Below are 19724 nucleotides of genomic sequence, written 5' to 3' on the forward strand. Positions count from 1 at the left end.
AAAGGACACGCACGGAGAACGGGTTAAGGTCAGCGACATGACCCAGGAGAGCACGATGCGCACGATTCTGTTCAGCAGCCAGACCTACGACCGCGACAGCTTTCTCGCGGCAGACTTGCCCGCCGGCATCGAATTGCAGTTTCAAGCGGCGCGCCTGAGCCTCGACACCGTGGCGCTCGCCGAGCAGCACGACGTGGTGTGCGCCTTTATCAACGATGACCTCAGCGCCCCGGTGCTCGAACACCTGGCCGCTGGCGGCACCCGGTTGATCGCCCTGCGTTCGGCCGGTTACAACCATGTCGACCTGGTCGCGGCGAAACGCCTGAACCTGGCCATCGTGCGCGTACCGTCCTACTCGCCCCACGCCATTGCCGAGCACGCGGTGGCGTTGATCCTCGCGCTCAACCGGCGCCTGCACCGCGCCTACAATCGAACACGCGAAGGCGACTTCAGCCTGCACGGGCTGACCGGTTTCGACCTGGTGGGCAAGACCGTCGGCGTGGTCGGCACCGGGCAGATCGGTGCGACCTTCGCCAAGATCATGCACGGTTTTGGCTGCCAGTTGCTCGCCTACGATCCCTACCCCAATCCCCAGGTCGAAGCCCTCGGCGCGCGCTACTTGAGTTTGCCGCAGCTATTGGCCGAGTCGCAGATCATCAGCCTGCACTGCCCGCTCAATGAGCAGAGCAAATACTTGATCAACCGCGAGTCACTGGCGCACATGCAACCGGGGGCGATGCTGATCAACACCGGGCGCGGCGGCCTGGTGGACACGCCGGCGCTGATCGACGCCTTGAAGGACGGGCAATTGGGCTATCTGGGGCTGGACGTGTATGAAGAAGAGGCTCAGCTGTTCTTCGAGGACCGCTCGGACTTGCCCCTGCAAGACGATGTGCTGGCGCGGCTGCTGACCTTCCCGAACGTCATCATCACCGCGCACCAGGCCTTCCTGACCCGCGAAGCCCTGGGCGCGATTGCCGCGACCACCCTGCACAACATCGCGGCCTGGGCCGCCGGCGCGCCGCAGAATCAGGTCGAAGGCTGATCGGGATCAGGGCTTGGTGATCGAAGACGCCAGGATCATCAGCCCCAGCCAACCGAAGCCGATCAGGCGCTGTTGCAGGGAATGCCCGGGACGCAGCAAAAACCAGACAAAAAACGGTGGTAACAAAAACACCATGACTTTCAGCCAACCTTCCACCGGACGTGGCCACGTGGCGGCGGGCGGCGTATTGGCTGCAACAACGCCCCGGCGACGGTGCCGCGAAACCGGCGCGGGTGGAATTTCGGGCGTTGGCTCGACCTTCGGTGCCGGTTCGGCAGGGGCAAACGAAACTTCGGGGACGTGCGCATCGCGCGGCAACTGACCGAAGGAGATCGGTGTAGCCCTGGAGGTCGTCGCTGGCTCCGCCGCTAAAGGTGCGCCGCAATGAATGCAGGTGTGTGCCGTAGAGCTGATGCTCTTTTTGCATTCAAAACATTCGATCCAGGCCATTTCCATTCCTTAGGGGTGTAAAAGCGGCAGTGTGCCATGAGTGCAGGGAGGATTTGAACCTGATCGAAGGTCACATGCCCGCGCCATGCTGCGCTGATGCCCGTGCTAGCATACCGCGCATATTTGGAGGACCCATGGTCGAACACGATTTCCGCTACACCCTGATGAACCCGCAGCACACCCTGACCGAATGCCGCGCCCTGGTGCCGGGGCGTTATCAAGTCACCGGCAATGGCGGCTCGATTCGCAATAATGACGTGCTGGTGGTCACCCTCAAAGGTGCCAAGGACTTGTCCATGCGCCTGACCGTCGAAACCGTTCGCCACCTGATCAACCCGCCCGGCCAATGGGTCGCGGTGGCCAGTGGTCCGGTGTTCGGTGAACTGGCGATCCATACCTGGAAGGTCAACTGCGACAGCTGCGCCAAAGAACTGAGCTTCGAGTTCGCGGTCGACGCCAAGCTGGGCAACAAGGCCGAAAAGCCTGCCGCCACCGCGCGGATTGCCGAGTTGGGTTGGACCACCGTTGGCGAGAAACACCTGTGCCCGACATGCCAGGAGCCTGCGTGATGAAACACCTTGCCCTGGCGGCCGTGGTGGGCGCCAGTCTGATGGGCTGCGCCGCCGAACCGGTTCAACTGCAACAGAACCGCAGCTACATTCTGGAATGGATTGGCGAACGTCCGCTGATGGATTACAGCCACCTGACCATCACCCTGGGTGACGACGGTCGGGCCTACGGCAACGGCGGCTGCAACCATTGGTTCGCGCCGTACACCCTGGACGGCGACAAGCTGAGCTTTGGCAAAGTCGGCAGCACCCGCAAACTCTGCGCACCGGCGTTGATGGAGCAGGAACAGCGTTTCCTGCAGGCGCTGGAAAATGTGCAGCGCTGGGACATTTCCCCGATCGACCAGATGCGTTTCTGGCCGGCCGAGGGCAAGCCGTTGCGTTGGTGGCTTGAAGAGGGTTGATCTCCTCCTCCGCGATCGCTGATGATCGTTCCCACGCTCTGCGTGGGAATGCCGCCCGGGACGCTCCGCGTCCCTGTGACGCAGAGCGTCACTTGATGCATTCCCACGCATAGCGTGGGAACGATCTGACACTGACTCAGTTCTGCGCCTTCAACGCCTCCAGCTTCGCCATCACCCCCGCCGCCGTCTGTTCACCCATCAACTGCTCCCGCACCTTGCCCTTGTTATCGATGATGTACGTCACCGGCAACGCTTCACTGCGTGGCAAATCGAAAAGCTCCGCCGGGTCCTGGGCCAGCACGGTGAACTTGATCCCCAGTTTTTCACTGGCGCTTTTCAGCTCTTCGCCCTGCACATTGTCGAAGTTGACCCCGAACACACCGATCTTCTTGCCCTTGAGTTCCTCGGCCAAGGCATTCAACTGTGGAATCTCGGTTCGGCACGGGCCGCACCACTCCGCCCAGTAATTGAGCACCAGCCATTGTTTATCGAGGCGCCCCGCCGCGACTTTGTGACCGTCCTGGTCAATGCCATAGTCGTTACCGCAGCCCCCCAGCATCAGCGCCCCGATGATCGCCAATGCCGCTGCCAATCGCCTAGTCATGTCGTGATCCTTGTTCAAAATTGAATGCGCCTGCGACCCATCGCCTCTCGAGGTTCTGGATTGCGCGCTGCACAGTTAGAATAGCCGCCACCTTACGCAAGATGCGACCCGCACATGACCGATCTGACGCTTTATCACAACCCGCGCTGCTCGAAATCCCGCGGTGCGCTCGAACTCCTTGAGGCCCGTGGCCTGGCCCCGACCGTGGTGCGCTACCTCGAAACCCCGCTGGACGCCGCGCAACTCACGGGCCTGCTGAAAAAACTCGGCATCACCGCCCGGCAACTGCTGCGCACCGGCGAGGACGAGTACAAGACCCTCAACCTGGCCGACGCCAGCCTGAGCGAGGCGCAATTGATCGCCGCCATCGCCGCGCACCCGAAACTCATGGAACGACCGATCCTGGAGGTCGGCGACAAAGCGGTCATCGGCCGTCCGCCGGAGCAAATCCTGGAGCTGTTGCCGTGAGCGCGCCGTACATTCTGGTCCTGTATTACAGCCGCAGCGGCTCGACCAATGAAATGGCCCGGCAGATTGCCCGTGGTGTCGAGCAGTCGGGCATGGAAGCGCGCTTGCGCACCGTGCCGCCGATTTCCACCGAGTGCGAAGCGGTGTCGCCGGACATTCCGGACGAAGGCGCGTTGTACGCCAGCCTCGACGACCTGAAGAACTGCGCCGGCCTGGCCCTTGGCAGCCCGACTCGCTTCGGCAACATGGCGGCGCCGCTCAAGTACTTCCTCGACGGCACCAGTAACCTGTGGCTGACCGGCGCCCTCGTCGGCAAACCGGCGGGTGTGTTCACGTCCACCGCAAGCCTGCATGGCGGCCAGGAAACCACACTGTTGTCGATGATGTTGCCGTTGCTGCACCACGGCATGCTGATTACCGGCCTGCCCTACAGCGAATCGGCGCTGCTGGAAACCCGTGGCGGCGGCACGCCCTACGGCGCCAGCCATCACGCCGGGGCCGACGGTAAACAGGGTTTGAATGAGCATGAAGTCGCGCTGTGCCGAGCCCTGGGCCTGCGCCTGGGCAAGACCGCGCAGAAACTGGAGGGCTGACATGGCCAAGAAGCCGAAGATACTGCCCTCGATCGCATGGCTCGAACCTCGGGTGCGGGCGATGCGCGCGGTCAGCCTGCTGTGCTATTTCGGTCTGGTGGGATTGCTCTGCGCTTACTACCTGCTGGTCGCCGATCTGCATGGCGCGCGGCCGTGGGTGATTTTGCTGATCGAACTGGTGCCGCTGCTGTTGCTGGCGCCGGGGATGATTGTCGGCAGCGCCCGCGGGCATTCGTGGATGTGTTTTGTGGTGAATTTGTATTTCATCAAGGGCGCCCTGGCCGCGTATGACCCGAACCGGCAGCTGTTTGGTTTGCTGGAAATGGGCGCGAGCCTGGCGGTGTTTTGCTCGGCGTTGTTGTATGTGCGGTGGCGGTTTCAGTTGAATCGCAAGTTGGCGGGGGAAGGCGAGATTTCGGTTGCCTGACTGCCTACAGTGATCGTTCCCACGCTCTGCGTGGGAATGCATCAAATGACGCTCCGCGTCACAGGGACGCAGAGCGTCCCGGGCGGCATTCCCACGCGGAGCGTGGGAACGATCAACGCTGCGCGTGGGAACGATCGTTAGCGTCAATGATTCACGGTGTACGCCAACATCATCGAAATCTGGCTCATCGCCCGCCCGCCACTTTGTTCATGCCACTGGTTGAACACGTCCTGCACCAACGCCAGGTCCCGCTGGCTGGTCGGCACCTTGTCGACGATCTTCTGCGCATTCAACCCCGCGACCACGTCATAGCTGGGCACAAACGTATCCTTGCCGACCATGCGCAGGAAGCGCGGCGCCGACAGCCCGCCCAGTTGATGACCGCGCTTTTTCAGGAAGGTCCACAAGCCGACGATGTCGGTCACCGGCCACTCGGCGATCAGCTCACCGAAGCTGCCCTTTTCATGGGCCACGTCGAGGATGAATTGCGCATTGCGCGGCACGCTCTTGAGTTTGCCCAGGTGGCGGATGATCCGCGCGTCCTGCATCAGGCGCTCCAGGTGTTCGGCGCTCATCAGCACGACTTTTTCCGGGTCGAACTTGAAGAACACTTCCTCGAAGGCCGGCCACTTGGCGTCCACCAGGCTGTGCTTGAGCCCGGCGCGAAAGACCCGCAGGGCCATGGTCGAGAGATAACGGTCGTCGCTGATCTTGCGCAATTGCGCCGGGGTCTTGGGAACCGGCAGATGGGCTTCCAGTTCAGCCGCCGAACCGAAACGGTTCAGACAGTACTCGTGCAGCCACTTGTAATCGCGCATGCCCTCTCCTGAGGATTGAAACGAAAAACCTGTGGGGGCGCGCGAGCTGTGGCGAGGGGGCTTGCCCCCGTTTGAGTGCGTAGCACTCACAAAATCTCCAGCATGCCGACGATTTTGGGGCCGCTTCGCAGCCCAACGGGGGCAAGCCCCCTCGCCACAGGGCCCGCTCCCGAACAATGTTGTTTAGAGGTTGACTACGTTGACGAACCGCGAGGCGGCGGTTTCGTCGATGCGCAGGTTGGTGAAGTCGAACAGGTTGCGGTCCGCCAGTTGCGACGGCTGTACATTCTGCAGGCTGCGGAAAATGCTTTCGGTGCGCCCCGGGGTCTTGCGCTCCCACTCTTGCAACATGTCCTTGACCACCTGGCGTTGCAGGTTTTCCTGGGAGCCGCAGAGGTTGCACGGGATGATCGGGAATTGCTTGAAATCCGCATAGGCCTGGATGTCTTTTTCGTTGCAGTAGGCCAGCGGACGGATCACCACGTTGCGCCCGTCGTCAGACCGCAGCTTCGGCGGCATGGCCTTGAGCGAGCCGTTAAAGAACATGTTGAGGAAGAACGTTTCGACGATGTCGTCGCGGTGGTGACCGAGGGCCATCTTCGTGGCGCCGATTTCGTCGGCGAAGGTGTACAGCGTGCCGCGACGCAGGCGCGAGCACAGCGAGCACGTGGTTTTGCCTTCCGGGATCAGTTCCTTGACCACTGAATAGGTGTCTTTCTCGACGATGTGGTACTCGACGCCTAACGCTTTCAAATACGCCGGCAGTACATGCTCGGGGAAACCGGGCTGCTTCTGGTCCATGTTCACGGCCACGATCTCGAACCGGATCGGGGCGACCTTCTGAAAGTGCATCAGCACGTCGAGCAGGGTGTAACTGTCCTTGCCACCGGACAGGCAGACCATGACCTTGTCGCCGTCTTCAATCATGTTGAAATCGGCAACAGCCTCACCGGCCTGGCGGCGAAGGCGCTTTTGCAGTTTGTTCTGGTTGACCGTAAGAGTGCCCATGACGCGAAATCCGTGAGGTGTGACGAAAGGCCGGCATTTTACGCAAATCGCCGATAGATCAAAAGATCGCCCCTGTAGGCGTTGCCGAAGGCTGCGATCTTTTGATCTTTGGCCATTTCAGTGTTGACCGAAGAACAAGATCAAAAGATCGCAGCCTGCGGCAGTTCCTACAAGTCTTAACCGCGATTAACCCCGGGGTTTACAGCGCGATTTGCTCTAACGCCCTGCAACCTGCGCCGGTAACTCCTTTCTATACTGCGACATAAGGTCGCACACATATTCAGACCTTTACTTACTTGGCCACTTTGGCCCGTAGGCGCTCCGCTGGGGGGCGATGGCAATAACAAGAGGAGTGACTGGCATGATCCATCACGTAGTGGGGCTCTTCACCCACCCCGACCAGGAATGGAAAGAAATTCGTGGCGACCAAGAGGAAAGCATCAGCCACATGTACCTCACCCACACGCTGATTCTCGCGGCGATCCCCGCCGTGTCGGCTTTTATCGGCACTACACAAGTTGGCTGGGTCATCGGTAGCCGGGCACCGGTGATGCTCACGACAGAAAGTGCGCTATGGATGACGATCATGTCGTACGTGGCGATGCTCGGCGGCGTGGCGGTCATGGGCGCGTTCGTGCACTGGATGGCCCGGACCTATGACGCCAACCCGAGCCTGGCCCGTTGCGTTGCGTTTGCCACTTACACCGCGACACCGCTGTTCGTGGGCGGGTTGGCGGCGCTGTATCCACACATGTGGCTGGGGATGGTCGTGGGCACGGCCGCCATCTGCTACACGGTGTACCTGCTGTACGTGGGTTTGCCGACCTTTATGAACATTCCATCGGACGAGGGATTCCTGTTTTCAAGCTCGGTGCTGGCTGTCGGCCTGGTGGTGCTGGTGGCCATCATGGCGTTTACCGTTATTGTCTGGGGACTCGGCGTGGGGCCGGTCTATACGAACTAGCTTTTGCCTATAAAACGATCTGCCAATACAGGCCGCCGCAAGGCGGCCTTCTAATGAGCGGGGCACGACCATTCGGCGCCTCACTGATTCGCAAGTCCCGAGGGTTGCGGCATACTCGACGTCTCTGGAGATCCATCAAGCATGCCCGAGCAACTCAATACCCGCGTCGAAGACTGTTTCCAACAAGCCGAATCCTTTTTCAAACGACCTTTCAAACGCCCCGTGGTGAGCCTCAAGCTGCGCGGGCAAAAAGCCGGTGTCGCGCACCTGCACGAGAACCTGCTGCGCTTCAACCCGCAGCTGTACCGGGAAAACACCGAAGACTTCCTCAAGCAGACCGTCGCCCACGAAGTCGCGCACCTGATCGCCCATCAACTGTTCGGCGACCGCATCCAGCCCCACGGTGAAGAATGGCAACTGATCATGCGCGGCGTGTACGAACTGCCGCCCAACCGCTGCCACACCTACGACGTCAAACGCCGCAGCGTTACCCGCTACATCTACAAATGCCCATGCCCCGACAGCGATTTCCCGTTTTCGGCGCAGCGCCATGGTTTGGTGCGGCAGGGGCGACGGTATTTGTGCCGGCGATGCCGCAGTACGTTGGTGTTCAGTGGGGAGATGCGGGTCGAGTAACCGTATGATCGTTCCCACGCTCCCGCGTGGGAATGCCGCCATGGACGCTCAGCGTCCACTGTGCCGCGGAGCGTCACGGGATGCATTCCCACGCGGAGCGTGGGAACGATCAATCAGCTCACAACTTTCGCCGCTCGCAATTGCTCAATCCGCTGCGCGCTAAGCCCCAATTCCCCCAACACCTGATCCGTATGCGCCCCCACCGCCGCACCGATATGCCGTGGTTCAGGCAACCCCTCGGAAAACTTCAACGGACAGGCCATCTGTGCCTGAGTCGATCCATCCCCCCGAGGCACCTCAGTCACCACACCCCGCGCCTGCAACTGCGGATGCCGCACCGCCTCGGCCACGCTCAATACCGGTTCGACACACGCATCGACCCCGGCGAACAGCGCGCACAACTCGGCAAAGTCATGCTTCTCGAATTCCATCTTCAACTCGTTTTTGAGCGCCTGTTGCTGCTCGGGCTGGGGCGACAAACCCTGGGCCGCCAGTTCCGGCCGGCCCAGTGCCGCGCACAGTTGCTGCATGAAGGGCGGTTCCAGGCTGCCCACCGATAACCAGCGGCCGTCGCGGGAGCGGTAATAGTCGTAGAAACTGCCACCATTGAGCATCTGCTCTTCGCGCCCCGGCTCCACGCCGCAAGCCAGATAGCCAGCGCCGGCCATGGCGTGCAGGCTGAAGGCGCAGTCGGTCATGCTCACGTCCAGATGCTGGCCCAGCCCTGTCGTCTGCCGGGCGATCACCGCCGCCAGCAAGCCGATCACCCCATGCAGCGAGCCACCGGCAATGTCTGCCGCCTGAATCCCCAACGGTAGCGGGCCGCTGTCGGCGCGGCCGGTGTAGCTCGCCAGCCCCGCCAGCGCCAGGTAGTTGATGTCGTGCCCGGCGCGATCCTTGTAGGGGCCGGTCTGGCCGTAGCCGGTGATCGAGACGTAAATCAGCTTCGGATTGATCGCCTTCAAGGCTTCATAGCCCAGGCCCAGGCGCTCCATCACGCCGGGACGAAACTGTTCCAGCACGATGTCGTAAACCGCCAGCAACTGCTTGATCACCTCCAGCGCCTCGGGCTGCTTGAGGTCCAGGGCCAGGCTGCGCTTGTTGCGGTTCAAATAAGCGTGGCTGGCGGAGACGCCCTGATCGTGGGGCGGCAGCACCCGCAGCAGGTCCAGGCGGGTCGGCGATTCGATGCGCAGCACCTCGGCGCCCATGTCCGCCAGCAACAACGAGGCGAACGGCCCCGGCAGCAGTGTCGAGAAATCCAGAACCTTGAGTGATGCCAATGGACCGAGCATGGGTGATCTCCTTGAGCGATGCTTCCAGACTAGGCAGCCAAAGCCATTGCGGCAATCACCCGATGTGCCAGCAACGGTGACGGTTACGCTCAAACCCCAGGCATGAAAAAACCCGCCGAAGCGGGTTTTTCCTTGCAGCGAGGCTTACTTGACGTTGCTTGGGGTTGGGCCTTCGGCCACACCCAGGTCGTCTTCTGCGCGTTCGTCGGAGATGCCGCGACCGCCAGAAGCCAGCTCGGCGTGCATCACATCGGTGTCCAGCTCCTTGACCCACTTGGCCACAACCAGGGTGGCAACCGCGTTACCCACCAGGTTAGTCAGGGCGCGGGCTTCGGACATGAAGCGGTCGATGCCGAGGATCAGCGCCAGACCGGCAACCGGCAAGTGGCCAACCGCCGACAGGGTGGCGGCCAGGACGATGAAGCCCGAACCGGTCACGCCAGCCGCGCCTTTGGAGGACAGCAGCAACACCACCAGCAGTGTGATCTGGTGCGTGATGTCCATGTGGGTGTCGGTCGCCTGAGCGATGAACACGGCCGCCATGGTCAGGTAGATCGCGGTACCGTCGAGGTTGAACGAGTAACCGGTCGGAATCACCAGGCCCACGACAGATTTCTTCGCGCCCAGACGCTCCATTTTGATCAGCATGCGTGGCAGTACCGATTCCGAAGAAGAAGTACCCAGCACGATCAGCAGTTCTTCACGGATGTAGCGAATCACTTTCAGCACGCTGAAGCCGTGGGCGCGAGCGATACTGCCCAGCACTACCAGCACGAACAGCAGGCACGTGATGTAGAAGCACGCCATCAACTGACCCAGTTGCACCAGCGAACCCACACCGTAGGCACCGATGGTGAAGGCCATGGCACCGAAGGCACCGACTGGCGCGAGCTTCATGATCATGTTGATGATGTTGAACATCACGTGGGCAAAACGATCGATGAAGTCCAGGATCGGCTTGCCGTAGGCACCCAGGCGATGCAGGGCGAAACCGAAGATGACCGAGAACATCAGCACTTGCAGGATATCGCCGGTGGCGAAGGCGCCGAAGATGGTGTTCGGGATCACGTTCAGCAGGAAGCCAACGACGCTTTGATCAGCACCGGCGGCGACGTATTGCGCGACTTTGGAGGCATCCAGCGTGGTCACGTCGATGTGCATGCCGGCACCCGGCTGGATGATGTTGACCACCACCAGACCGACCAGCAATGCGATGGTCGAAACGATTTCGAAGTAGAGCAGCGCGTAGCCGCCGGTCTTGCCCACCGATTTCATGCTCTGCATGCCAGCGATACCGCTGACGACGGTGCAGAAGATGATCGGGGCGATGATCATTTTGATCAGTTTGATGAACCCGTCACCCAGCGGCTTGAGGGCCACACCGGTCTGCGGATAGAAGTGACCGATCAGAATGCCGATGATGATGGCAACGATCACCTGGAAATACAGGGATTTGTACAGTGGCTGACGAGTCGTCATTGCAAAGTTCCTCAAGAGTGCCCCGTGACAACATCCATCTGTTGCCCAAGACACTTCATTTGCGAACCCTCCTGCACTGGAGGGATTTGTTTTGTCGAGCTGCGCAACGGCCAGCATCTGCCGGTTGTATCGCAAAGCCCGTGCCACCTTCGCCAAAATCCCTGCAAGCCTTTTGACATCAAGGGCTGCCGGGTTTTCTTCGTCACCAGTCAGTTACAGCAATGTGGCGGATTCCCGCCATTCCTACAAACCTCGTCCTACAATTTGGCGGATATCCGCCTTGTTCCTCGGCAAGCCCTGCCGCTACCATCGGCCGCTTAATGGACGGACCTGCCCTGCTATGCGCGAACGCACCATCGCCAGTCATTTCGCCCGTGCCGCCCTCGGCGGTGCACGCCGACGCGGCCTGGATTATTCCGGCTTGTTGTTACAACTGGGGATCAGCCCTGAGTTGCTCGACGAGCCGCGGGCACGCCTCGCGCCGGAGCAGTTCACCCGGCTTATCCAGAGCCTGTGGCAGGCGCTGGACGACGAATACCTGGGATTCGGGCCGGCACCGAGCAAACCCGGCAGTTTCGCCATGATGTGCCATGCCCTGATCCACTGCCGCAACCTCGATAAGGCACTGCAGCGCGGCTTATTGTTTTATAGCCTATTCCCGGAGGCTCCGCGCCTGACCCTGAGCCGCGAAGACGACATGATCCGCCTGAGCCTCGACGATTCGCAGGTGTGGGACCCGGACCACTTCCTCACGGAAAGCCTGCTGGTGATCTGGCATCGCCTGGGCAGTTGGCTGATTGGCCAGCGCATTCGCCTGGAGCAAGCGACGTTCAGCTACCCGAAACCCGAACATGGGGCCGAATACGATTTGCTGTTTCCCTGCCATTTGGAGTTCTCAACGCAGCAAAGCAGCCTGGTGTTTCACAGCCGCTACCTGAACATGCCGCTGTTGCAGGACGAACGAACCCTCAAGCATTTCCTCGAACGCTCCCCCGCCGACCTGCTGTCGCGCCCGGACGACGGCGACAGTTTGAGCAGCCAGTTGCGCCGCTTGCTCAGCCGCGACAGTTCACGCTGGCCGGACCTGGAAGCCGTCGCCGCGCACCTGCACATCAGCCCGCAGACCTTGCGCCGGCACTTGCGGGAAGAAGGCAGCAGTTTTCAGGAATTGAAGGATCAACTGCGCCGGGACATCGCGATTTATCACCTGGGGCGGGCGGATCTGTCGTTGCAACAGATTGCCGAGCAATTGGGGTTTTCCGAGCCTTCGGCGTTTCATCGGGCGTTCAAGAAGTGGACCGGGTTAACGCCGGGGGCTTATCGCGCCCAAGAGAATTGAGCGCACGCCGATCGTTCCCACGCTCTGCGTGGGAATGCAGCCCGGGACGCTCTGTGTCCCAAAGAGCCGAACGCGGAGCGTCCGTTGAGGCATTCCCACGGGTCGCGTGGGAACGATCATTACATCACCGGGAAATGAATCCGGAACGCCGCCCCGCCCAACGCCGAATCCCCGAGGGTCAACTGGGCGCTGTAGCTCTCGATAATGTCCTTGACCACCGCCAACCCGATCCCCTGCCCCGGATGCTGGCGATCCAGGCGTTCGCCCCGTTGCAGGATCCGCGCGCGCTGGTCCGGCGGTACGCCCGGTCCGTCGTCTTCCACGCACAATTCAATCCCGCTCAACGTCTCGCGCACGCTGATGCGCACTTCGCCGAGGCACAGTCGGTAGGCGTTTTCCAGCAAGTTGCCCATCATTTCCAGCAAGGCACCCTGCTCGATCGGCACGTAACACTGTTCCGGCAAATCGAAAGCCACCCGCACGCGCTTGTCGCGGTAGACCTTGTCCAGCGTATCGCAGAGGCTTTGCAGCACCGGGCGCAGGCGCACTTGATGGCGCACCAGGCCGCTTTTGCGCAGGCTGGCGCGTTGCAATTGGTAGCTGATCTGCTGGCTCATGCGTTCAATCTGCGATTGCAGGACCCAGGCCTGATCACGGTCCGCCGGGCGCTGGGCCATGTCCTCGCTGACGCTCTGCAACACGGTCAACGGGGTTTTCAGGCTGTGGGCCAGGTCGTCGAGGGAATCACGATAACGGCTGCGTTGCTCGCGCTCGCTGTGCAACAAGCGGTTGAGGGAGCCGGTCAGGCGCAGCAGTTCCCGGGGGTGTTCTTCGCTGAGGCTTTGGCGGGTGCCACTTTCGATTTCGTCCAGCTCCTGGCTCAAGCGACGCAACGCCTGCAAGCCCCAGGTCAGTCCTATCCAGAGCAACGCCAGCAGCACCAGCAATGCGGCGCCGAAGCCGAGGTAGAGGTTTTCCCGCAGGCCTTCAACGGTAACTTCGTACTCGCGCACCGGTTGCAGGGCGACGATGCTGAACGCCGCGCTTTTGCCGCCGAGCAACTTGACCTCGACGTCGTAGACGAAGAATTCCTGGCCGCTGGTTTCACGGATCCGCGCAAATTCGTTACCGCGTCCGTCATAGCGCGGCTTGTAGTTGATGTTCTCTTCCTGGGTGGCCTTCGAGCGCCAGACCAGACGCCCTTCGCGGTCGTAGATGTAGCCGAGCAAGCGGCTGTCGGTGAGGTTGAAACGCTCATCGGGCAACTGCAACGGCATCTGCAAGCGGTTGTTTTCCACCCGGGCGGCGGAGATCAGCGTAGTGACGTCCGAGGCCAGGCGTTGCTCGATGGAATCCTGCAACGCCAGGCTGAACGCGCCCTGCATCGCCGGCAACAACGCCAGCATGAACAACACCGCCAACAGTGTGGCGGCGAGCATCAGGCGGACGCGAAGGGAACGAATCAAGTGCAGCGCTCATTGAACAGGTAGCCGAGGCCACGCACGGTATCGATCGGCTTGAACCCGGACGGGCCTTCGAGTTTGCGGCGCAAGCGGCCGACCAGCACTTCGATCACATTCGGATCGCGCTCGTCGTCGTCCGGGTAGAGCTGTTCCATCAAGCGGTCCTTGGCCACCACTTGCTGGTGATGGCGCATCAGGTATTCCAGGATCCGGTACTCGTAAGCGGTCAGCGCCAGCGGCTGTTCGTCGAGGGACGCCTGCTTGCGATTGAGGTCCAGCAGCAAGGGCCCGGCAACGATGGTCGATTGGGTGAAACCGCTGGAGCGACGCAACAAGGCATTGAGCCGGGCGTCCAGCTCTTCGAACTGGAACGGCTTGACCACGTAGTCGTCGGCCCCGGCGGCCAGGCCTTCAACCTTGTCCTGCCAGTTGCCACGGGCGGTGAGGATCAGGATCGGAAAGGTCTTGCCCCGGGAACGCAGCTGACGGATCAGGTCCAGTCCTCCCATGCCCGGCAGGCCGAGGTCGATCACCGCCAGGTCATGGTTGAACTGTTCGGTCTGGTACAACGCCTCTTCGGCATTGGCCACGGACTCGACCACGTGGCCGCTATCCGTCAGGCGGGTTTGCAGGTGATGGCGCAACAGCGCTTCATCTTCGACGACCAGCAGTTTCATAACGCTCTCCCGGGCAAAACAACCTCTCCAGAGGCACGCGCACATGCCTCAATGGTCAACATGGCAACGCCGGATCACCCGTTTTGGGTGACCCGGCGCAGGTCTGTCACGAACCGCTTATTAGAAAGCGTAGTTGGCAGACAGGTACGTCTGGGCGCTGCTGTTCAAGGCCAGCGACCCTTGTTTGCTACCACCGCGTTCGCTCATTTCGGTGCTGGCATTGGAGCGCAGGTAACGGTAACCCAGCTCGACCGAGGTGTTCTGGGAAACTTGCTGCAACACACCGACCTGGCCACCGAGGGCGTAGCCGATGTCGCTGTCGCGGCTGAAGCCCGGGGACTCCTGGGTCATCTTGGTGATACCGGCGGTGGCGCCGCCAAACAGTTGGGTGCTGCCGCCTACCGGGTAGAACAGATCGTAGCTGCCCAGCAGGTTTTCCTGGCGCAGTTTAATGCCATTGTGCGAGCCCGACACGTTGTCGTAAGTGGCGTAGTAACGGCCCTGGGTGTTTTGCTGGCCCAGACGCACACCCCAGGTGGTGTCTTTGCCGATCACGCCATCGGCGTTCGGGCTGTTGAGGTTGTCGTTCAGGGCGTGGGATTTATTGACCTTATCGCTGGTCTGGCCGAGGGTCAGGCCGGCGAAGTTGCCGTCGGTGGCGTTGGCCGCCGCACTGGCGCCGAAAACAGTGAAAGCCAGCAGCAGTTTTTTCAATCCAGTCATAGGAAATTTCCTTATGCGTTATCGCTTTTTGGGTACGGGGCAAGGTTACTCACCCGGCCCTGAACTCCCCCTGAACGCACTCTGAACCTGAGCTGAATCAAATCGACTAGGCTGTTTTGATCACTGTCTTAATAGGAGATCCGACCATGCGCATGTTTCTTGCCCTCGTCTTGCTGGCCTTGAGCGGGTTGACCCAGGCGGCGATCAAGACCGAAGAAATCCCGTACCAGAGCACCGACGGCACGAAAATGATTGGCTACTACGCCTATGACGACGCCATCAAAGGTCCGCGCCCAGGCGTGGTGGTGGTGCATGAGTTCTGGGGGCTCAACGATTACGCCAAGCGCCGGGCCCGGGATCTGGCCGGGTTGGGTTACAGCGCACTGGCCATCGACATGTACGGCGGCGGGAAGAACACCGAGCATCCGAAGGACGCCATGGCCTTCATGCAAGAGGCGTTGAAGGACAGCGCGGTGGCCAGCGCCCGCTTCCAGGCCGGGCTCGATTTGTTGAAAAAACAGCCACAGACCGACCCGAACAAACTCGCGGCCATCGGTTATTGCTTCGGTGGTGGCGTGGTATTGAATGCTGCGCGTCAGGGTCTGCCGTTGAAAGGTGTGGTGAGTTTCCACGGCGCACTGGCGACCAATACGCCGGCAACACCGGGCAGCGTGAAGGCGAAGATTCTGGTTGAGCATGGTGCCAAGGACAGCATGATCACTGCGGACAACGTGGCGGCGTTCAAGGCTGAGATGGACAAGGCTGGGGCTGACTACAAGTTCGTCAGTCTGGCGCAGGCCAAGCATGGGTTCACCAATCCGGATGCGGACCGGTTGAGCCATGGCGATCACGGGGGGCCGGATATTGGCTACAACAAAGCGGCGGATGAGAGTTCGTGGGCGGACATGAAAGCCTTCTTCAAGAAAATATTTGGCTAACACCCTGATCGTTCCCACGCAGAGCGTGGGAACGATCGCCGTAGGGCTACCCACCGTCAACCCAACCCGGCAAAATGCCCGCCATGACCTCGACCCCCGCCCTACCCGCCTGCTGCACCCCACTCGATGCCCATTGGCCGCTGCCGTTCGTGCTGCCCGATACGGTCTTGCTGAGCACGCACTTCGACACCTCGCAACTGGCCAGTGATGATTTCCAGCGCAGTGCCATCGCGCCGCCAGCGAGTATTCAGCGGTCGGTGGCCAAGCGTCAGGCGGAGTTTCTCGCCGGACGCGTCTGCGCCCGGGCGGCGTTGCAACAATTGGAAGGGCTGAGTTTTGTCCCGGAAATCGGCGAAGACCGCGCGCCGGTATGGCCGGCGCACATCACCGGCTCGATCACCCACAGCACCGGCCGGGCCGCAGCGATTGTCGCGAACAAGGCGCACTGGCGCGGCCTGGGCATGGACCTGGAAAACCTGCTCAACGTCGAACGGGCCGAACGCCTGGCCGGGGAAATCCTCACGCCGCCGGAGTTGCAGCGCATGGCCGCTGGTACGAAAGATCAACTGGCGATGCTGGTGACCCTGACCTTTTCGGTGAAGGAAAGTCTGTTCAAAGCGCTGTATCCGATCGTGCAGAAGCGTTTTTATTTCGAACATGCCGAAGTGCTGGAATGGACGGCGGCGGGTCAGGTGCGGTTGCGGTTGCTCACTGATTTGTCCAGTGAGTGGCGTCACGGGACGGAATTGGAGGCGCAGTTTGGGGTGCGGGATGGGCAGTTGTTGAGTTTGGTCAGTATCAAGGCTTGAGGACGCCATCGCGGGCAAGCCTTGCTCCTACGGGGCAGTGTGGCCACCACATGCCTCACCGCTTCTCCTGATTGCGAGGCCAACTCAAACTGAAACACGCCCCACCCAGGCTTTTGCTCTTGCTGATCAGCGCCCGCCCGCCATGCCAATGGACGATGCGCCGCACAATCGACAGGCCGAGGCCATGCCCGCCGGACGCGCGGGTGCGGCTGTCATCGAGGCGCAGGAACGGCGTGAAGATTTTCTCCCAGGCGGTTTCCGGCACGCCCGGCCCGTCATCCTCGACGTCCACCCGACAGCGCAACTGGCCCACTTGATAACTGACGGTCACCCGCGACTGCGCGTGGCGCATGGCGTTGCTGACCAGGTTTTGCAGAGCACGGTGCAAATAGCGCGGTTCGGCTTCGACCCAGGCTGCGTCGCAATCGGCGGCGGACAGGCACAACCCGCGCTGCACCGTAACTTGCGCGCGCAGCGGCGCCAATTCTTCGATCACCTGATTGACCAGTGCGTCCAGATCGACCCGCTGGAAATTCAGCGCCGGCGAGCCCTGCTCCAGCCGCGCGTAAGTCAGCATCTCGTCCACCAGTTTGTCGAGGTCCTCGATGTCGTGGTCCATGCCTTCGCGGTATTTTTCCAGGGCCTGGGGCGTGGTGGCCGAGCCGATCATCTCCAGGCCAAACCGCAGGCGCGCCACCGGGGTGCGCAGTTCGTGGGACACGGCGCGCACCAGTTCGCGCTGGATCGCCAGCAACTGCTGCAAGTGTTCGGCCATGCCATTGAACGCCGAGGCCAGGCGCCCGACCGAATCCGCACCGCGCGCCGGGACACGGGTTTCCAGACTGCCCTTGGCGATGCGCGTGGCGGCGGCTTCGAGACCGCGCAAACGGCGCTCCAGTTGCCGCACCAACAGGTACACGATCAGACCGATCAGGGTCAGGCCCAGCGCGGCGATCAGCACCAGCCACTCCGGCGGATACGGGTTCATCTGGAACAACGGGCCAATCTCCAGCACCCACGGCGTGCCGACCATCCCGGCAAACACCCGGATCGAATCGCCGCCCTTGCCCAGCGCCATCACCGTGTCGCCTTCGGACACCCGACGACTCTGGTCCTCGTCCATGTCCGCCTGTTCGACCTTGACCAGTCGCAAGTCAAAACCAAAGCCTTTGTCTTCCTTCAATTGCGCCAGACGCTCGGGTTGCTCGGCGACCGGGTAGCGCACCAGTTCGTCGGCCAACAGGTAAATGGTCGCCCGGGCCAGTTGCTCACTGATCTGCTGCACTTCGCCGGTGAGCACCAGTTGTTCCTTGTCGCTGACCAAGCGATAAACCTTCGCCGCATGCGGGCCGGTCTGTTCGACCAGTGCCTGGCCGCGCAGCACGCGGGTGCGCTGGGTCAGGTCGAGGTCGGTCTGGGAGAAGGTTTGCAACGCCAGCGGGATGCCCAGCAGGCGCTCCCACACCAGTAATGCACGGTGACGTTCGGTCTCGTTCATCGGTTGCAGGTTGTCGGCCATCAGCGAGAACGTGCCATGGGCCAAGCGTTCGCGGTACTGCTCGCTGCGCACCTGGTTGAGCAGGTGCAGCGCCAGCACGCCAAGCACCGCCACCAGGATCAGCGCCGCACACATGCCGCCGTAGATGCGCAGGAAGATCGAGTTCACAGCGTGCAGGCTTCCGGTACGAACAGATAACCTTTGCTACGCACGGTCTTGATCAGACGTGGATGCTCCGGGTCGTCGCCGATTTTCGGGCGAATGCGCGAGATGCGCACGTCGATGGAACGGTCCTGGCCGTCATAGCCGATGCCGCGCAGGGCGGTGAAGATTTCTTCCCGGGACAGGATGCGCCCGGCGTTGGCCACCAGCAGCCACAGCAGGTCGAACTCGGCGCTGGTCAGTTCGATGCCGTTGTCGTTGAGCCAGGCTTCGCGTAGCGCGTTGTCCACCACCAGCGGGCCGAATTGCAGACGCCGGAGTTTTTCCGGGGCCACTTCCGGCGCTTCGCTGCGGCGCAGCAACGCCTGGATACGCGCCAGCAGCAAGCGCGGGCGCACCGGTTTGCACACGTAGTCGTCGGCGCCCAGGTCCAGGCCGAGGATCTGATCGGTGTCGTCGGTGCGGGCGGTGAGCATCAGGATCGGGCCGTCGTACTTGTCGCGCACCTTGCGGCAAATGCTCAGGCCGTCTTCACCGGGCAGCATCAGGTCGAGAATCACCAGGTCCGGTTGTTCCTTGATGATCCGCGCCGCGGCCAGGGCGCCGTTGCCTTCGATCGATACGCGCAGGCCATTGGCTTCCAGGTAATCGCGGGTCAGTTCGGCCAGACGCTGGTCGTCCTCGACAATCAATACCTGCCAGGCTTCTTGCTCCACGGGTGACCTCTGCTTGCCAACAACACTAATAAGGAAGGATCCGCCCGTCTTTTTGTAATGATTGGGGAGGATAAGAATGCGTGTATACCGGCCGATTGTATAAACGCCACCCGCCGAGAAAACAAGTCGGCAAATGCGTTCGGACAACCGCGGATTTTGTGATAGGGTTCGCGCCCTTAAAAATCCAAATGGCTGTTTTCAATCATTGAAAATCGTTGAAAAACGGCTCGATCCAGCAGCGTCGCGGCTTACACGCTCGTTCCACCTTTCACCCACAATTTACGCACAGGTTTATCCACAGGTAGTACGTTGCAACACTCCCCGAAACGCACTATCTTGTACCCCGGCGCTAAAAAAACCCTACATGTAGGGTTTTTGCTTAAAAGCCCAACCACATTTCAGACCCGGAACTCAAGCGCTTTATTGCCTGTTTACGGTTGAACCAAGCGAGATTTTCAAAGACCAAACCACACAAGTGGATGGCACCGTTTTTTCAGGCCAGAGCGGCCAGAACGGTACGGGTGTTGCAGTCATAACTGGCACCCAGAAAGGAATCCGGTTTCGAGCCCAGGCTCGCAGCCAAGACTTCGGCAAGGAAGCTGCGTCATCAGCCTTTTTCCTACTGCCCTGAAGTCGTTA

General features: G+C 61.2%; 22 protein-coding genes. 11 read left to right on the top strand and 11 right to left on the bottom strand.

Annotated features, from left to right (window positions below; all coding sequences use genetic code 11):
* Positions 1-55 precede the first annotated feature (55 nt).
* Positions 56-1045: a 2-hydroxyacid dehydrogenase gene (locus ACY4LX_RS25455; protein WP_463258205.1), complete on the top strand. Its 990-nt coding sequence runs from the start codon at positions 56-58 to the stop codon at positions 1043-1045.
* Positions 1046-1051: 6 nt separating this feature from the next.
* On the opposite strand, the gene ACY4LX_RS25460 is transcribed toward ACY4LX_RS25455, so the two are convergent.
* Positions 1052-1495 (bottom strand): hypothetical protein, encoded by a 444-nt coding sequence (locus tag ACY4LX_RS25460; protein WP_463258206.1) that lies wholly within the window; start codon positions 1493-1495, stop codon positions 1052-1054.
* Positions 1496-1629: 134 nt separating this feature from the next.
* On the opposite strand from ACY4LX_RS25460, the gene ACY4LX_RS25465 reads away from it, so the two are divergent.
* Positions 1630-2064 (top strand): hypothetical protein, encoded by a 435-nt coding sequence (locus tag ACY4LX_RS25465; protein WP_169373559.1) that lies wholly within the window; start codon positions 1630-1632, stop codon positions 2062-2064.
* Entirely contained in the window at positions 2064-2468 is a 405-nt protein-coding gene (locus ACY4LX_RS25470) for an META domain-containing protein (RefSeq protein ID WP_149662098.1), read from the top strand. Before ACY4LX_RS25465 ends, ACY4LX_RS25470 begins: the two co-directional genes overlap by 1 nt.
* A gap of 136 nt (positions 2469-2604) precedes the next feature.
* Here ACY4LX_RS25470 and ACY4LX_RS25475 read toward each other — a convergent pair whose 3' ends face one another.
* A complete protein-coding gene (locus ACY4LX_RS25475; protein ID WP_149662097.1) occupies positions 2605-3072 on the bottom strand; it encodes a TlpA family protein disulfide reductase in 468 nt (155 codons plus the stop codon).
* Positions 3073-3186: 114 nt separating this feature from the next.
* Between ACY4LX_RS25475 and arsC the strand changes: the two genes are divergently transcribed.
* The 3 genes from arsC to ACY4LX_RS25490 are packed head-to-tail and all read left to right on the top strand — an operon-like array spanning position 3187 to position 4560.
* Positions 3187-3540, top strand: coding sequence for an arsenate reductase (glutaredoxin) (gene arsC / locus ACY4LX_RS25480; protein WP_149662096.1), 354 nt, complete (start codon positions 3187-3189; stop codon positions 3538-3540).
* Positions 3537-4133: an NAD(P)H:quinone oxidoreductase gene (wrbA, locus tag ACY4LX_RS25485; protein ID WP_133840441.1), complete on the top strand. Its 597-nt coding sequence runs from the start codon at positions 3537-3539 to the stop codon at positions 4131-4133. The genes arsC and wrbA overlap by 4 nt, the downstream gene beginning before the upstream one ends.
* 1 nt (position 4134) lies before the next feature.
* Positions 4135-4560, top strand: a complete 426-nt coding sequence (locus ACY4LX_RS25490) for a DUF2069 domain-containing protein (protein WP_463258207.1) — start codon at positions 4135-4137, stop codon at positions 4558-4560.
* A gap of 143 nt (positions 4561-4703) precedes the next feature.
* On the opposite strand, the gene ACY4LX_RS25495 is transcribed toward ACY4LX_RS25490, so the two are convergent.
* Positions 4704-5378, bottom strand: coding sequence for a DNA-3-methyladenine glycosylase I (locus ACY4LX_RS25495; RefSeq protein ID WP_123407098.1), 675 nt, complete (start codon positions 5376-5378; stop codon positions 4704-4706).
* Between the two features lie 183 nt (positions 5379-5561).
* Positions 5562-6386 (bottom strand): tRNA 2-thiocytidine(32) synthetase TtcA, encoded by an 825-nt coding sequence (gene ttcA / locus ACY4LX_RS25500; protein WP_463258208.1) that lies wholly within the window; start codon positions 6384-6386, stop codon positions 5562-5564.
* A gap of 361 nt (positions 6387-6747) precedes the next feature.
* Between ttcA and ACY4LX_RS25505 the strand changes: the two genes are divergently transcribed.
* Together ACY4LX_RS25505 and ACY4LX_RS25510 are read left to right on the top strand one after the other, a co-directional pair.
* Entirely contained in the window at positions 6748-7350 is a 603-nt protein-coding gene (locus tag ACY4LX_RS25505; protein WP_133840438.1) for a Yip1 family protein, read from the top strand.
* A gap of 141 nt (positions 7351-7491) precedes the next feature.
* Complete coding sequence (locus tag ACY4LX_RS25510) at positions 7492-7986, top strand: SprT family zinc-dependent metalloprotease (RefSeq protein ID WP_008074985.1); 495 nt, start codon at positions 7492-7494, stop codon at positions 7984-7986.
* Between the two features lie 113 nt (positions 7987-8099).
* Here the strand turns inward: ACY4LX_RS25510 and ACY4LX_RS25515 are convergent, their stop codons facing one another.
* Complete coding sequence (locus ACY4LX_RS25515) at positions 8100-9281, bottom strand: CaiB/BaiF CoA transferase family protein (protein WP_463258209.1); 1182 nt, start codon at positions 9279-9281, stop codon at positions 8100-8102.
* A gap of 144 nt (positions 9282-9425) precedes the next feature.
* A complete protein-coding gene (locus tag ACY4LX_RS25520) occupies positions 9426-10760 on the bottom strand; it encodes a dicarboxylate/amino acid:cation symporter (RefSeq protein ID WP_463258210.1) in 1335 nt (444 codons plus the stop codon).
* 340 nt (positions 10761-11100) lie between these two features.
* On the opposite strand from ACY4LX_RS25520, the gene ACY4LX_RS25525 reads away from it, so the two are divergent.
* The gene (locus tag ACY4LX_RS25525; RefSeq protein ID WP_149662091.1) at positions 11101-12099 is read left to right on the top strand and encodes an AraC family transcriptional regulator; all 999 of its coding nucleotides are present in this window, start codon (positions 11101-11103) and stop codon (positions 12097-12099) included.
* A gap of 119 nt (positions 12100-12218) precedes the next feature.
* Here the strand turns inward: ACY4LX_RS25525 and ACY4LX_RS25530 are convergent, their stop codons facing one another.
* The 3 genes from ACY4LX_RS25530 to ACY4LX_RS25540 form a co-directional block, all read right to left on the bottom strand.
* The gene (locus ACY4LX_RS25530; protein ID WP_463258211.1) at positions 12219-13565 is read right to left on the bottom strand and encodes an ATP-binding protein; all 1347 of its coding nucleotides are present in this window, start codon (positions 13563-13565) and stop codon (positions 12219-12221) included.
* Positions 13562-14239 carry a response regulator gene (locus ACY4LX_RS25535; RefSeq protein WP_033055248.1) on the bottom strand — a complete coding sequence of 226 codons (678 nt, stop codon included), beginning with the start codon at positions 14237-14239 and terminating at the stop codon, positions 13562-13564. Before ACY4LX_RS25535 ends, ACY4LX_RS25530 begins: the two co-directional genes overlap by 4 nt.
* 120 nt (positions 14240-14359) lie before the next feature.
* Positions 14360-14962 carry a hypothetical protein gene (locus tag ACY4LX_RS25540; RefSeq protein ID WP_463258212.1) on the bottom strand — a complete coding sequence of 201 codons (603 nt, stop codon included), beginning with the start codon at positions 14960-14962 and terminating at the stop codon, positions 14360-14362.
* A 146-nt stretch (positions 14963-15108) separates the two neighbouring features.
* Here ACY4LX_RS25540 and ACY4LX_RS25545 point away from each other — a divergent pair, with 146 nt between their 5' ends.
* Positions 15109-15900, top strand: coding sequence for a dienelactone hydrolase family protein (locus tag ACY4LX_RS25545; protein ID WP_463258213.1), 792 nt, complete (start codon positions 15109-15111; stop codon positions 15898-15900).
* Between the two features lie 83 nt (positions 15901-15983).
* Entirely contained in the window at positions 15984-16709 is a 726-nt protein-coding gene (locus ACY4LX_RS25550) for a 4'-phosphopantetheinyl transferase family protein (protein ID WP_463258214.1), read from the top strand.
* Between the two features lie 55 nt (positions 16710-16764).
* On the opposite strand, the gene ACY4LX_RS25555 is transcribed toward ACY4LX_RS25550, so the two are convergent.
* Entirely contained in the window at positions 16765-18375 is a 1611-nt protein-coding gene (locus ACY4LX_RS25555) for an ATP-binding protein (RefSeq protein ID WP_149662086.1), read from the bottom strand.
* Complete coding sequence (locus ACY4LX_RS25560) at positions 18372-19085, bottom strand: response regulator (protein ID WP_149662085.1); 714 nt, start codon at positions 19083-19085, stop codon at positions 18372-18374. Before ACY4LX_RS25560 ends, ACY4LX_RS25555 begins: the two co-directional genes overlap by 4 nt.
* Between the last annotated feature and the right edge of the window lie 639 nt (positions 19086-19724).

The organism is Pseudomonas sp. Emmai, assembly GCF_055179735.1.